Raw genomic sequence first — 14462 nt, 5'->3', positions numbered from 1 at the left:
CCCCTGCATGCGGTCCACCAAACCCCTGATGCCCCCTGTCTTTACGGAGTGCGACACGCCGCGTTAGCCTGGAAGCTCCACAGCTTGGCTTCCCGCGTCACGCGGGAAAGGGGTCCAGACGATGCCGTTCACCCGCCCTCCGCGCTACGGGTTGTACGAGCCGGAGACCGAGCACGACGCCTGCGGCGTGGGGTTCGTGGCCCACCTGAGGGGGCAGCGTTCGCGGGGCATCGTGGAGGACGCGCTGGAGCTGCTCAACCGGCTCAGCCACCGCGCCGCCGCGGGGCGAGACCCGGAGACGGGTGACGGCGCCGGCATCCTGGTGCAGTTGCCGCACCGCTTCTTCAACCACGAAGCGCCCCGGCTGGGGTTCGAACTGCCGCCGCGCCGCCAGTACGGCGTGGCGCAGGTGTTCCTGCCGCCGGAGCCCGAGGCGCGCCGCGCGTGCGAGGCGTTGTTCGAGGACGTGGTGGAGGAGGAGGGCCAGCGGCTGCTCGGCTGGCGCGACGTGCCGGTGGCGCCGGAGGAGCTGGGGCCGCTCGCGCGGGAGGCGGCGCCGGTCATCCGGCAGCTCTTCATCGCGCGCCGGCGCGTGGTGCCCAGCGCCTTCGAGCGCAAGCTCTACCGGATCCGCAAGCTGGTGGAGAACCGCGTGCAGGCGCGCGGCGTGGACCCCCAGGGGCGCTTCCACGTGGCCAGCTGTTCGTCGGAGACGCTCATCTACAAGGGGCTGCTGCTGCCCCGGCAGCTGCCGCGCTTCTACGCGGACCTGCGGCACCCGGAGTTCGTCAGCGCGCTGGCGCTGGTGCACTCGCGCTTCTCCACCAACACGTTCCCCACGTGGGAGCTGGCGCAGCCGTTCCGCTTCATCGCGCACAACGGCGAAATCAATACCCTGCGTGGCAACCGCAACTGGATGACGGCCCGGCGCGGGCTGCTGCAGACGGCGAAGCTGGGCGGGAGCCTGGAGCCGCTGTGGCCCATCATCGTCCCGGGCAAGAGCGACTCCGCGCAGTTCGACAACATGGTGGAGCTGCTCTACCTGGGCGGCCGCACCCTGCCCCACGCGATGATGATGATGATCCCCGAGGCGTGGGAGGGGAACAAGGAGATGGGCGACGAGCGCCGCGCCTTCTACGAGTACTCCGCGTCCCTGCTGGAGCCGTGGGACGGCCCCGCCGCCATCGCGTTCACGGACGGGCAGCTGATTGGCGCGACGCTGGACCGCAACGGCCTGCGCCCCGCGCGCTACCTGGTGACGGAGGATGACCGCATCATCCTGGCGTCGGAGACGGGCGTCATCGACGTGCCCTCGTCGCAGGTGCGCCGCAAGGGGCGGCTGACGCCGGGCCGCATGCTGCTGGTGGACACCACCGAGGGGCGCATCCTGGAGGACGAGGAGGTGAAGCGCGAAATCACCTCGCGCTGGCCCTACCGCCGGTGGCTCCAGCGCAACGTCTTCACCTTCGAGGACCTGCCCGCCGTCCCCGCGCCCGCGCGCGTGAAGGGCGAAGCGCTGTGGCGGCTCCAGCGCGCGTTCGGCTACACGGACGAGGACGTGCGCACGACGCTCGTGCCCATGGCGGAGACGGGCAAGGAGCCCACGGGCTCCATGGGCACGGACACGCCGCTGGCGGTGCTGAGCGACCAGGCCCCCACCCTCTTCAACTACTTCCACCAGCTCTTCGCGCAGGTGACCAACCCGCCCATCGACCCGCTGCGCGAAGCGCTGGTGATGACGCTGGCCACGGCGCTGGGCCCGGAGGGCAACACCTTCGAGGAGACGCCCGAGCAGTGCCACCGGCTGTCCCTGCCCGGCCCCATCCTCACCAACGGGCAGCTGGCGCGGCTGGCGAACCTGCGCGGCGACACCGGCCTGTTCGAGCCGCGCACGCTGAGCCTCGTGTACCCGCATGCGGGCGGCGCGGCCACGGCGCTGGAGGTCGCGGTGGAGCGGCTGTGCATGGCGGCGGTGGACGCGGTGGACGCGGGCGCGAGCATCCTGGTGCTGAGCGACCGGGGCGTGGACGCGGCGCACGCGGCCATCCCGGCGCTGCTGGCCGTGTCCGCGGTGCACCAGCGGCTGGTGCGCGACGGCACACGCATGTACACGGGCCTGGTGCTGGAGACGGCGGAGGCGCGAGAGGTGCACCACTTCGCGTGCCTGTTCGCCTACGGCGTGTCCGCGGTGAACCCGTACCTGGCGCTGGACACGCTGCGCGCGCTGGCGGACGCGGGCGAGCTGAAGGCGGACGCGGACAAGGCGCAGGCCCAGTACCTCCACGGACTGGAGGAGGGCCTGCTCAAGGTGATGTCCAAGATGGGCATCAGCACGCTCCAGTCGTACCGGGGCTCGCAGCTGTTCGAGGCGGTGGGGCTCCAGCGCTCGCTCGTGGAGAAGCACTTCACCGGCACGCCGTCGCGCGTGGAGGGCGTGGGCCTTCCGGAGCTGGGGCGCGAGGTGTCCGAGCGGCACGCGCGCGGCTTCGGCGCCGCGGCGGATGGAGAGGAGGACCTGCTCCCGGTGGGCGGGCAGTTCCGCTGGCGCCGCCAGGGCGAGCGGCACAAGTGGAACCCGGCGACGGTGGCGAAGCTCCAGGCGGCGGTGCGCGCGGACGACGCGGCGCTGTTCCAGGAGTACTCGCGGCTGGCGGACGACGAGACGCGCGAGCACAGCAACCTGCGCGGCCTGTTGGACGTGGTGGCGGACGGGTGCACGCCGGTGCCGCTGGAGGAAGTGGAGCCCGCGATGGAGCTGGCGCGCCGCTTCGTCACGGGGGCCATGTCCTTCGGCTCCATCAGCGCGGAGGCGCACGAGACGCTGGCCATCGCGATGAACCGGCTGGGAGGCCGCTCCAACAGCGGCGAGGGCGGCGAGGAGTCGCGCCGGTACGCGAAGGAGCCGAACGGGGACTCGCGCCGCAGCGCCATCAAGCAGGTGGCGAGCGCGCGCTTCGGCGTCACCGCGGAGTACCTGGTCAACGCGGACGAGCTTCAAATCAAGATGGCCCAGGGCGCCAAGCCCGGCGAGGGCGGCCAGCTGCCGGGCCACAAGGTGGATGAGCGGATCGCCCGCGTGCGCTGGAGCACCCCGGGCGTGACGCTCATCTCCCCGCCGCCGCACCACGACATCTACTCCATCGAGGACCTGGCGCAGCTCATCTACGACCTCCAGTCCGTGAACGCGAAGGCGCGCGTGAGCGTGAAGCTGGTGAGCGAGGTGGGCGTGGGCACCATCGCCGCGGGCGTCGCCAAGGCGGGCGCGGGCTGCGTGGTGGTGGCGGGCTACGAGGGCGGCACGGGCGCCTCTCCCCTCTCCAGCCTCCAGCACGCGGGCCTGCCGTGGGAGCTGGGGCTGGCGGAGACGCAGCAGGTGCTGGTGCACAACGGCCTGCGCTCGCGCATCCGCGTGCAGGTGGACGGCGGCCTGCGCACCGCGCGCGACGTGCTGGTGGCGGCGCTGCTGGGCGCGGAGGAGTTCGGGCTCGCCACCGCGAGCCTGGTGTCCGTGGGCTGCATCATGCTGCGCAAGTGCCACCTCAACACCTGCTCGGCGGGCATCGCCACGCAGGACCCGGCGCTGCGCGAGCGCTACCAGGGCACGCCTGAGAACGTGGTGAGCTTCTTCCTGCTGCTGGCGGAGGACCTGCGCCGGCAGATGGCGAGGCTGGGCGCGCGCCGGCTGGATGAGCTGGTGGGCCGGGTGGACCTGCTGCGCCAGCGCGCGGCGGTGGACCACTGGAAGGCGCGCAAGGTGGACCTGTCCGCGCTGCTCACCGCGCCGGCCGCGCCGGCCACCGAGCCGCGCCACTGTCAGGCGCCGCACCGCAAGGACGTGGCGGACCACCTGGACCACGAGCTGCTCGCGAAGGCGCAGTCCGTGCTCGCGGGGGGGCCGCCGCTGCTGCTCACGCTGCCGGTGGCGAACACGCACCGCGCGGTGGGCGCGATGCTGTCCGGAGAGATCGCCCGCCGCCACGGCGCGCAGGGGCTGCCGGACGGGAAGCTGCGGGTGAAGCTGAAGGGCTCCGCGGGCCAGAGCTTCGGCGCGTTCCTCGCGGCGGGCGTGACCCTGGAGCTGGAGGGCGACACCAACGACTACCTGGGCAAGGGCCTGTCCGGGGGACGCGTCATCGTCTATCCGCCGGAGGGCAGCCGCTTCACCTCCGAGGAGAACGTGCTCGTGGGCAACACGGTGCTCTACGGCGCGACGGCCGGCGAGGTGTACCTGCGGGGCCTCGCGGGCGAGCGCTTCGCGGTGCGCAACAGCGGCGCGCAGGCGGTGGTGGAGGGCGTGGGCGACCACGGGTGCGAGTACATGACGGGCGGCGTGGTGGTGGTGCTGGGCCAGACGGGCCGCAACTTCGCGGCCGGCATGAGCGGCGGCACCGCGTACGTGCTGGACCGGGAGCGCACCTTCCGCGAGCGCTGCAACCTGGAGATGGTGGAGCTGGAGTCGCTGGTGGACGAGTCGGAGATCTGGCTCGTGCACGGGATGATTGAACGCCACCTGCACCACACGGGCAGCGCGCTGGCGCGGCGGGTGCTGGACAACTGGGAGCTGATGGTGCCGCAGTTCATGAAGGTGATGCCCACTGATTACAAGCGCGTGCTCCAGGCGCGGCGCGCGGCGCGCAGGCCGCCTCCGACCGCGGGCGTCCAGCAGCTCCACATCGTCGGCGGGGGGAGCTGAGCCATGGGCAAGCCCACGGGTTTCGTCGAGTGGCCGCGCGTCCCCGCACCCAAGCGGGACAAGGCGGAGCGCCTGGAGGACTGGCGCGAGCTGCACCTGCCGCTGGCGCCAGAAGAAGCGAAGCGGCAGGCGGGGCGCTGCATGGACTGTGGCGTCCCCTTCTGTCACCAGGGCTGTCCCCTGGGGAACCTCATCCCGGACTTCAACGACGCGGTGTACCGGGGCCAGTGGAAGGAGGCGTACCAGGTGCTCAGCCGCACCAACTCCTTCCCGGAGTTCACCGGACGGCTGTGCCCCGCGCCGTGCGAGGCCGCGTGCGTGCTGGCCATCGACCGGGACGCGGTGACCATCGAGCAGCTGGAGAAGGAGATTTCAGAGCGCGCCTTCGCGGAGGGGTGGGTGAAGGCCCGGCCTCCGGCGCGGCGCACGGGCAAGCGCGTGGCCGTGGTGGGCTCCGGGCCCGCGGGGCTCGCGGCGGCGGCGCAGCTCAACGCGGCCGGGCACGCCGTGACGGTGTACGAGAAGGACGCCCGAGTGGGGGGCCTGCTGCGCTACGGCATCCCGGACTTCAAGCTGGAGAAGTCGGTGCTGGACCGGAGGATCGCGCTGATGGAGGCGGAGGGCATCGTCTTCCGCACGGGCGAGGACGTGGCCGTGACGCCGGGCTACCGCGCGCTGCGCGAGCAGTACGACGGCGTGGTGCTGGCCATGGGCGCCCGGAAGGCACGGGAGCTGGACGTGCCGGGCCGCGAGCTGTCCGGCGTGGTGCAGGCGATGGAGTACCTGGAGCACCAGAACCGGGTCGTCACCGCGGGCGCGGCGACGGACGCGCGCCTGGACGCGAAGGGCAAGCGGATCATCATCCTGGGCGGCGGCGACACGGGCTCGGACTGCCTGGGCACGGCGCTGCGCCAGGACGCCGCGAGCGTGATGCAGGTGGAGCTGCTGCCCGCGCCGCCGTCGGTGCGCGCGAAGGAGAACCCGTGGCCGCGCTGGCCGCTGGTGTTCCGCACGTCGTCCAGCCAGGAGGAAGGCGGCGAGCGTGCCTTCGCGCTGCTCACCAAGCGGCTGGAGGGCCAGGACGGCCAGCTGAAGCGGCTGCACGCGATCCAGGTGGAGGTGCTGCGCGAGCCGGGCGGCGTGCCGAAGCTGGTGGAGGTGCCGGGGTCCGAGCAGGTGTTCGACGTGGACCTGCTGGTGTTGGCCATGGGCTTCACCGGGCCCCAGACGGACCGCCTGGAGGAGGAGCTGGGCGTGGCGCTGTCACCGCGCGGCACGGTGCGGGTGGACGCGAAGTTCGCCACCTCCGCGCCGGGCGTCTACTGCGCGGGCGACGCGAGCCGGGGCGCGAGCCTCATCGTCTGGGCGCTCGCGGATGGCCGAGAGGCGGCGCGCGCACTGGACACGTGGCTGGCGGGCACCGCGTCTGCGCTGCCCACGCGCGGACAGGACTGCGCGTTCTGAAGGCGGCGCTCCTTCGGGGGCTTGAGGCCTGAAAGGAAGAAGGCTCCCCCGCCGTGAGGCGAGGGAGCCTTCTGTGTTTCAGCGATATTCGGACCGGCCGGCTACGCGGGCACGGGGTCGGAAGGAGGGGCGTGCTCCGGCGTGGAGGCCGTCGGGGTGGACGGGGTCGCGGCGGGCGGCGGTGCGGACAGCGCCGCGGTGGGGACCTCGCCCACGGTCTCTCCGTGCTGGCTCAGGTCCAGGCCCTCCTCCTCCTGTTCGCGGGTGACGCGCAGCGGGACGATGCGGTCGACGAGCTTGTAGAGGATGTACGAGCCCACGAAGGAGAAGACGGAGACGACGACCAGCGCCAGCAGGTGCATGAGGAAGGTGCGGGGGTTGCCGTGGATGAGGCCCACGTCCTTCGCCAGCACGCCGGTGAGGAGCATCCCCACCATGCCGCCCAGGCCGTGGCACGGGAAGACGTCCAGCGTGTCATCCAGCGCGGTGCGGCTCTTGAAGTGCACGGCGGCGTTGCTGACGAAGCTGGCGACGAGGCCCACGAGGATGCTCTGCCCCACGGTGATGAAGCCCGCGGCGGGCGTGACGGCGACCAGTCCCACCACCGCGCCCACGCAGGCGCCCATGGCGCTGGGCTTGCGGCCGCGCAGCCAGTCGAAGGCGATCCACCCGAGCATCGCGGCGGCGGAGGCGGTGTTGGTGGTGGCGAAGGCGAGCGTGGCCAGCGACGAGGCGGACAGCGCGGAGCCGGCGTTGAAGCCGAACCAGCCGAACCACAGCATGCCCGTGCCCAGCATCACGAAGGGCACGTTGGCGGGCGCGTGCGTGGCGTGCGTCAGGTGCACCTGACGGCGGCCCAGGACGATGGCGCCCGCGAGCGCCGCGAGCCCCGCGGACATGTGCACCACGGTGCCTCCCGCGAAGTCGAGCACACCCCACTGCCGCAGGAAGCCATCCGGGTGCCACGTCCAGTGGGCCAGGGGCGCGTAGATGAAGAGGCTGAAGAGCACCATGAAGAGCAGGTACGCCTTGAAGCGCACGCGCTCCGCGAACGCGCCCGTGATGAGCGCCGGGGTGATGATGGCGAACTTGAGCTGGAAGAGCGCGAAGAGCAGCAGCGGCACCGTGGGCGCCAGGTCCGGGTGGGTCTCACCGCCCACGCCGCTGAACATGAAGAAGGTCCGCGGGTCACCAATGAGGCCGTGGAAGCTGTCGCCGAAGCACAGGCTGAAGCCGACGACGACCCACAGCAGGCTGATGACGGCCATCGCGATGAAGCTCTGCATCAGCGTGGAGACCACGTTCTTCAGACGCACCATGCCGCCGTAGAAGAACGACAGGCCGGGCGTCATCAGCAGCACCAGCGCCGTGGCCGTGAGCAGCCACGCCGTGTCCGCCGCGTTGATGGGACCGCCCTGCTTCACCTGCGCCGCCGGGGCCACCACCAGTCCCGCCACCGCCACCGCCACCAGCAGGACCATCGCCATCCACTTCTGCATCGACGCACCCCTCCGAAGAGCTGACGCAATGCAGTATGGATCCGACATGGACTATTTTCAATCTACATGGATCTAATCCGAACGGATTAATCTTAAATCTTCGATAATTGAGCACATATCCTGGATCCTCTGGAGCAGCCCCCCAGGCAAGCCCCAGGTGGCTCCCTGGGGTTCATGCCGCCCCTAGACGGTCGGAGCATGGCCGCACCCTTCAGAGGTCTGGCGCAAGTGCAGGAGGGATCCAGGACCGGTCCGAAGACCAGCAGGCGCGGAACGAAGCTGTCCAACCGAACCCTCTTGCCCCCTGTACCCACTATCTCCGGTCCAAGATCCTTCCCTGTCCGTCGATCGCGTAGACGGCGCCTCCATCCAGGATGGGCTCGCTCAGGCCGCAGCGTGACGTGTCCGGGGAGAACCACACAAAGAACAGATCGTTCCCAGCCTGGAGGACATGGGTGTCGAAGGTGCTCCTCCTGGAGAGACATTCCGCCATGCGCTTGTCGGGGTCCTGGGTCTTGAGTTCCGCTCCGGGCGGCAGGAATTCATTCATCGCCACTTCGAGCGCGGCCATCATGGGGCCACTCAAATGGGCTCCCTCCTTGAATGAATTCGGGAACACCACGGCGGCAGCTTCTTCAGGAGGAGCCCACGAGGCCTTCTTCGCCTTGTGATACCCGAGCAGCGAACACCCGGTCAGGGAAATGCAGAGCAACGCAGCAAGCGCGGCCATCCTCATCGCGCGATCTCCCATTGAACGACTACGGCAACCATGACTGCCCCTCGAACAGGTCGAAGGTGAAATCCCCTGCCGCCCCAGAGGCCTTCCCAATAGGGATCCACTTCCCACCATTCGATTCCAGAGCAGGGGTTCAGTTCACCTGCGCGAGCGCCGCGTCGACTTCCGCGTCCTCGTTCTCCGGCGCGTCCTCCACCGCGTCCACGCCCTGCGGAATCCCGTCCACGTAGGTGACGACGTTGTTCGGCAGCGCGGCCACTCGCGGCCCCGGTGTCACCACGCCCGTGAGGTTCAACGGATCCACTCCGGACAGCTGGACGCGCACCCCGGACGGAGGCGCGCGCCGCACCGCCCGCGCCATGTCCACGGCCTCCGGCAGCGCGAACTGCTCCCCCACGAAGCCCGACACGAAGCGTCCCCCTCGCAGCTCACCTCGCGCCTCCATGCGCCGGTACACGAACAGCAGCTCCCGCCACGTCGGCGCCAACGACTCGCGCATCACCAGGTCGCGCCAGACGATGCCGTAGCGCTGGAGGAACAGCTTCGCCAGCGCCTCCGTGACCTCCTCCTGCGACTTCGGCTCCGACGGCGCCAGCAGGCTCCAGCGGCCCGGCCCTCCCCGGTTGAGCAGCTTCTGCCGCTTGCGGTGCGCCGGGCTCTGCAGGATGCGCAGGTTCTGCACCGCGTCCGCCGTCACCAGCCCCTTCGCCACCAACTCCCACAGCGCGTCCTCCACCTCCGCCGGCAACCGCCGCGCCCGCGACACCAGGTCCTGGAAGAAGCACGCGCCCCGCCGCTCCAACACCCCCACCACGTCCTTCGCCGCCGCGCTCAGGTCCGGCGGCATCCACACGCCCCCGTCCGCCAGCACCGTGTGCGGACGCGCCGCCGCCAACATCCACTCCAGGTCCTCCCGCACCGTGAACGTCAGCGGCGCGTTGCGCGTGGGCGACGCCCGCTTCGCCACGACCGGCTCCGGCGCCTCCACCGGTGCTCCCCGGCGCGGCCCCGGAGGCTTCGGCGGATCCTTCAGCGTCACCCGCCCCCACGCCACCTCGCCCGCGTAGCACGCGCGCTCCATCAGGTCCGGCGTGTACCCGCTCATGCGCGCGGGCAACAGGAAGCGCTCCCACGCGGAGGCTGGCGCCTCGTAGCCCTGCAGCAGCCGCACCGCCTTGAGCAGGCCCGTGGACCCTCGCAGCGCGTCCACGTCCTCCAAGTGGTGCCACCGGAACAGGAAGCGCATGAAGTCCTGCGGACTCAGCGGTTCAATCTCTCGGCGCAGCCGCCCCACCGTCAGCCGGTGGATGCGCTGGAGCAGCCGCCGGTCACACCACTCCAACACCGGGCCGCCGTCCGCGTCCCTCGGCACCGGGACGTCGTCCTGTGCGCGGAACTGGCCTCGGAGCACGCTGCCCTGACTCTCCAACGCGTGCAGCGCCACGTTGATGTCGTCCGGATCCAACAACGTCAGCCGCGCCAGCTCCGTCACCGTCGTGGGCCCCACCATCTCCATCCGCCCACGCACCACCTGGAGCACCGCCGCCTCGCGCTCCACCGGCCGGTCATGCGCCAGCACCGGCAACACCGGCTGCGTCTCCACGTCCGGGAAGAGCACCCGCACCGCGTTGCCCCGCTCCGCCGACACCAGGAACCGCGCCCCCTGCCGCTCCAGCCACGCCACCCGGCCCTGCGCGAACAGGCCCGTCTCCAGACCTCGCGGCACCTCCGACGCCCGCACCAGCACCAGCTGCAACAGCGCGTCGTGCAGCTCATCCTCGTCGCGCATCGGCGGCGCCGCGTCCTCCACCACCTGCCGGATGGCGTTCGCGTCCAGCGCTCCGAACGCCGCCGCGTCCTCCGCCGGCATCGCGCGGCGCAAGGCCACGTTGCGCACGCGGCGCTCCTCGGCCGGCGCGTCGTCCAGGAAGGTGTATGGCTGGCTGTTGATGAGCGCGTGCGCGAAGACGCTCGGCTCCGGGACGTCCCGCGCGACCAGCTGGATGCTCCCGTCCCGCATGCGCCGGAGCACCTCCCGCAGGCCGTCGATGTCCATCGCCTCGCGCAGACAGTCGTCCATCGTCTGCTTCACCAGCGGGTGATCCGGCAGCTCCACGTCCCCGCCGCCGTGGTTGTCCTGGCAGCCCACCTGCGCGGGGAACACCGCCGCCAGCAGGTCCTCGCTGCGCGCGCGCTGGAGGTTCGGCGCCACGCGCTTGCCCCCCATCATCCGGTGCAGCGTCAACGCCCGCGACGCCACCCACCGGAAGCGCGTGCCGAAGATGGGCGCCTGGAGGATGGCCTGCACCAGCACCTCCTCCACGTTGTCCGGGTGCAGGAAGTCGAAGATGTCCGCCAGCGGGAACGAGTGCTGCTCCCCCAGGCTCAGGAGGATGCCGTCCTCCGTGGCCGCCGCCTGCAACTCGAAGTCGAACGAGCGACAGAACCGCTTGCGCAGCGCCATGCCCCACGCGCGGTTGATGCGACTGCCAAACGGCGCGTGGATGATGAGCTGCATGCCGCCCGCTTCGTCGAAGAAGCGCTCGGCGACGATCTGCGTGTGGCTGGGCACCACGTCGCCCAGCATCTTCTTCCCCAACCGCAGGTAGCCCAACAGCGCGTCCACCGCCGGCGGCGGCACCCGGAGCAGCTTCTCCAGGAAGCCCGCGGGGTCGTCGTGGCGCAGCAGCTCCTCGCGCAGGCGCCCCACCTGGAGGCTCAGCTCATCCGTGCGCCCCGGCGCCTCACCGCGCCAGAAGGGCACGTTGGGCGGAGCCCCCCTCGCGTCCTCCACCATCACCGTGCTGCCCATCACCCGCTGGATGCGCCACGCGGTGCTGCCCAACAGGAAGATGTCCCCGGGCGAGGACTCCACCGCGAAGTCCTCGTCCAGCGTCCCCACCACCTTGCCCTCCGGCTGCGCGGTGACGCTGAAGCTGAACGTGTCCGGAATGGCGCCGCCGTTGGTGAGCGCCGTGATGCGCACGCCCCGGCGCCCCTTGAGCCGCTGGTTCACCCGGTCGCGGTGCAGGTGGATGCTGCCGCGACCCCGGCGCTCGGCCACGCCCTCCGACAGCATCTCCAGCACCTGCTGGTACTCCTCCCAGGTGAGGTCCTGGTACGGGTACGCGCGCTGGAAGATGCTGAAGAGGGCGCGCTCGTCCCACTCCTCGCACGCGCACGCGGCGACGATCTGCTGCGCCAGCACGTCCAGCGGCTTCTTCGGGATGCGGACCGCGTCCAGGTCGCCTTCACGCACGGCGTTGAGGAGCGCGACGCACTCCACCAGCTCGTCGCGCGTCATCGCGAAGAGGATGCCCTTGGAGATGCCCGCCTTGTGGTGGCCCGCACGGCCCACGCGCTGGAGCAGCACGGAGATGGCCTTCGTCGTGCCCAGCTGCACCACCAGGTCCACGTTGCCCACGTCGATGCCCAGCTCCAGCGACGCGGTGGCCACCATCACGCGCAGCTGGCCCGCCTTCAGCCGCTCCTCGGCCGACAGGCGCATCTCTCGCGACATGCTGCCGTGGTGCGCGGCCACCCACTCCTGGCCCAGGCGCTCCCCCAGGTCGTGCGCCACGCGCTCCGACATCTTGCGCGTGTTGACGAAGATGAGCGTGGTGCGGTGCTCGCCGGAGAGCTGGATGAGGCGGTCATAGACCTGTCCCCACATCTCGTGGCTCGCGAGCGAGGACAGCTCCGCGTCCGGGATCTCCACCTTCAGGTCCCACGGGCGCTGGTGGCCCACCTCCACGCGCTTGCACTCCGTGAGCGACGCGCCCGTGAGGAAGCCCGCGATGGCGTCCAGCGGCTTCTGCGTCGCGGACAACCCCAGCAGCTGGGGCCGCACGTCGGTGAGGGCCTTCAGCCGCTCCATCGACAGGGTGAAGTGGCTGCCGCGCTTGTCGCGGGCGAGCGCGTGGATTTCGTCCACGATGACCGTGCGCACGTTGCGCAGGGTGGCCCGGGCGCGGTCCGCGGTGAGGTAGAGGTAGAGCGACTCCGGCGTGGTGATGAGGATGTGCGGCGGGCGGCGCACCATCTGCGCGCGCTCGCCCGCGGGCGTGTCCCCGGTGCGCACCTGCACGCGCAGCGGCTGGGGCGAGTAGCCCTCCTCGCGCGCCAGCGTCATCAGCTCCTCCAGCGGCTGGAGGAGGTTCTTCTGCACGTCGTTGCCCAGCGCCTTGAGCGGCGACACGTAGAGGACCTGCGTGTGGTCGGGCAGCGTGCCCTCGAGCGCCAGACGGAACAGCGAGTCCAGCGCGGCGAGGAACGCCGTGAGCGTCTTGCCGCTGCCCGTGGGCGCGGCGATGAGCACGTCGTGTCCTGCGTGGATGAGCGGCCAGCCCTCCACCTGCGGACGGGTGGGCTCACCCAGGCGCGAGGCGAACCAGCGCCGCACCACCGGGTGGAAGGCGGCGAGCGCCGGATGGGCCGCGAACTCGGACGCGAAGTCGAGGTGGATTTGAGGGGACATGGCGGGCTCCCAGAGGCCAGCCTGAACACAGGTACAGCGCGTCGTCAACGTACGCCCGGTGCCTCCCTCCCGCGGCCTGGGCCGCCCTCCAGACGGGGGTCTGTGCCAAGGGACGCGGCGCGATAGCCTCATCCGGATGACCCGAGTCTTCTTCTCCGACCTGGAGACCCACTCGCCCAGCGGGCGCTTCATCCTGACGGCCCGCTCGCCCCACAACGGGACGATCCTCCGACGCGGCGGGCGGAAGGCTTCCTGGTGGTGGGGCAGGCGCACCGCGTTCCAGAACGAGTTCCGCTTCCAGCTGCTCGAACACATGCCCGGGAGCGCCGAGCCTCGCCTTGTCTGGGAGCGGTGGCAGCAGTGGAACGAGAGCAGTCCGCACCAGTTGTTCGTCTCGGACACGGGCTGGTCCATCCTCCGGACCCACGGCCCCCAGCTCATCGCCGTGTCTCCGTCGGGGCGCGACGTGCTTCGGGTGGACATCCTCGGTCCCAGGGCAGGGAAGGTGGGACGCGATGCGTGGCGGGCAGACCACGCCACGTCCACGACCGCGGGGCTGTTCTGGTCGAAGCATGCGTGGCCCTACTTCTTCCGCGACGCCGAGACGGACTTCTTCATCTGGCGGACACACCGAGGGCAGCGGCTGGTGCTCGACCTCACCCACGCAGCCATCCTCCCGGAGGCGGATGTCCGGGCGCGTGAATGGGATGCCGCGGAGCAGCGCGATGCGACCGCGCTGCTGGCGATGCTGACGGAGCGGCTCCAGGAGGTTCAAGCGCACCTGTCGAAGTCATTCACCGCTCCGCGGAAGGAGGTCTCCAGCGAGCTGCGGAAGGACCTCGACCGGGTGGTGGGCGCCGTCGTACTGGTGGGAGCGCACCGCATCCACGCGTGCCTGCCGCTGCTCCAGCAGTGGGAAGCCGTGGAGGATTGGAGCAGCGTCTCGCGCAGCTCCGTGTTTCGCGAGGCGTCCCTGGAGGAGCAGACCTTCCGCCCCATCGTCCAGCAGTCCCTCCGGCGGCTGGGGGTCCAGCCCCGAGGCTTCGCGGCCTATTCCTTCCTCGACGCGAAGAATGAACGGTACACGGTCCCAGAGTGCCTGCCGGACCGGCGCGAGCGGGCAGCGACCCTGGAGAAGACGATGTCGGCCTGGGAAGTCCTCCAACGGGTGGGAGCACCGGACCTCATCCATCACGTGACCGAGTTCTCCGACGACGTGGAGCGCGCGTTCGAGCACTGGGAATACGACCTCCAGTCCGACGCCCAGTGGACGACGCTCCAGTTGCGCTGGGAGCTGAACTCGCGCCCGCCCTTCATCGCCGAGATCCAGGAGCGCCCTTCCTCCTGGCTCCAGTCGAACGAGCGCGAGCAGGCACTGCTGGAGCGCTAAACCAACGATCGTGGCTCTCGAACAGCCTCAGGCGATGAACCCGAGGCCGTTGCGGTGCAGGGATGGACTGGCGGAGCGCTGGCGATTGCGAGCAGTCCGGAGGGGACCGAGGCGCTGTCGAGGATGCGGTGGATGAGGACCGCGTGATGGACGCATCGGCGTGGCACTCGGCACTCGTCAGCAGCCCTCCCCTGCCTCCCTGC

General features: G+C 70.8%; 6 protein-coding genes. 3 read left to right on the top strand and 3 right to left on the bottom strand.

Features of this window, described 5'->3' with window-relative positions; genetic code table 11:
- The first annotated feature begins 121 nt into the window (after positions 1-121).
- Together gltB and GTY96_RS00550 are read left to right on the top strand one after the other, a co-directional pair.
- Positions 122-4693 (top strand): glutamate synthase large subunit, encoded by a 4572-nt coding sequence (gene gltB, locus GTY96_RS00555; protein ID WP_143908051.1) that lies wholly within the window; start codon positions 122-124, stop codon positions 4691-4693.
- Between the two features lie 3 nt (positions 4694-4696).
- Positions 4697-6157 (top strand): glutamate synthase subunit beta, encoded by a 1461-nt coding sequence (locus tag GTY96_RS00550; protein ID WP_161663589.1) that lies wholly within the window; start codon positions 4697-4699, stop codon positions 6155-6157.
- A gap of 101 nt (positions 6158-6258) precedes the next feature.
- On the opposite strand, the gene GTY96_RS00545 is transcribed toward GTY96_RS00550, so the two are convergent.
- The 3 genes from GTY96_RS00545 to GTY96_RS00535 form a co-directional block, all read right to left on the bottom strand.
- Entirely contained in the window at positions 6259-7656 is a 1398-nt protein-coding gene (locus GTY96_RS00545) for an ammonium transporter (RefSeq protein WP_161663588.1), read from the bottom strand.
- Positions 7657-7969: 313 nt separating this feature from the next.
- Positions 7970-8386 carry a hypothetical protein gene (locus tag GTY96_RS00540; RefSeq protein WP_235685271.1) on the bottom strand — a complete coding sequence of 139 codons (417 nt, stop codon included), beginning with the start codon at positions 8384-8386 and terminating at the stop codon, positions 7970-7972.
- Between the two features lie 139 nt (positions 8387-8525).
- Positions 8526-12869 carry a DEAD/DEAH box helicase gene (locus tag GTY96_RS00535; protein ID WP_161663587.1) on the bottom strand — a complete coding sequence of 1448 codons (4344 nt, stop codon included), beginning with the start codon at positions 12867-12869 and terminating at the stop codon, positions 8526-8528.
- Between the two features lie 136 nt (positions 12870-13005).
- Here GTY96_RS00535 and GTY96_RS00530 point away from each other — a divergent pair, with 136 nt between their 5' ends.
- Complete coding sequence (locus GTY96_RS00530) at positions 13006-14259, top strand: hypothetical protein (protein WP_161663586.1); 1254 nt, start codon at positions 13006-13008, stop codon at positions 14257-14259.
- Positions 14260-14462: the final 203 nt, after the last annotated feature.

The sequence above is a fragment of the Corallococcus silvisoli genome (genome assembly GCF_009909145.1).
Lineage (GTDB): Bacteria > Myxococcota > Myxococcia > Myxococcales > Myxococcaceae > Corallococcus > Corallococcus silvisoli.
The sequence above is the reverse complement of the archived record's forward strand: the minus strand, read 5'-3'. Positions and strand labels throughout refer to the sequence as shown.

Excerpts from the sequence above, each read along its gene's own strand:
- gltB (WP_143908051.1), top strand. The coding sequence starts at position 122 with ATGCCGTTCACCCGCCCTCCGCGCTACGGGTTGTACGAGCCGGAGACC.
- GTY96_RS00550 (WP_161663589.1), top strand. The coding sequence starts at position 4,697 with ATGGGCAAGCCCACGGGTTTCGTCGAGTGGCCGCGCGTCCCCGCACCC.
- GTY96_RS00545 (WP_161663588.1), bottom strand. The coding sequence starts at position 7,656 with ATGCAGAAGTGGATGGCGATGGTCCTGCTGGTGGCGGTGGCGGTGGCG.
- GTY96_RS00540 (WP_235685271.1), bottom strand. The coding sequence starts at position 8,386 with ATGGCCGCGCTTGCTGCGTTGCTCTGCATTTCCCTGACCGGGTGTTCG.
- GTY96_RS00535 (WP_161663587.1), bottom strand. The coding sequence starts at position 12,869 with ATGTCCCCTCAAATCCACCTCGACTTCGCGTCCGAGTTCGCGGCCCAT.
- GTY96_RS00530 (WP_161663586.1), top strand. The coding sequence starts at position 13,006 with ATGACCCGAGTCTTCTTCTCCGACCTGGAGACCCACTCGCCCAGCGGG.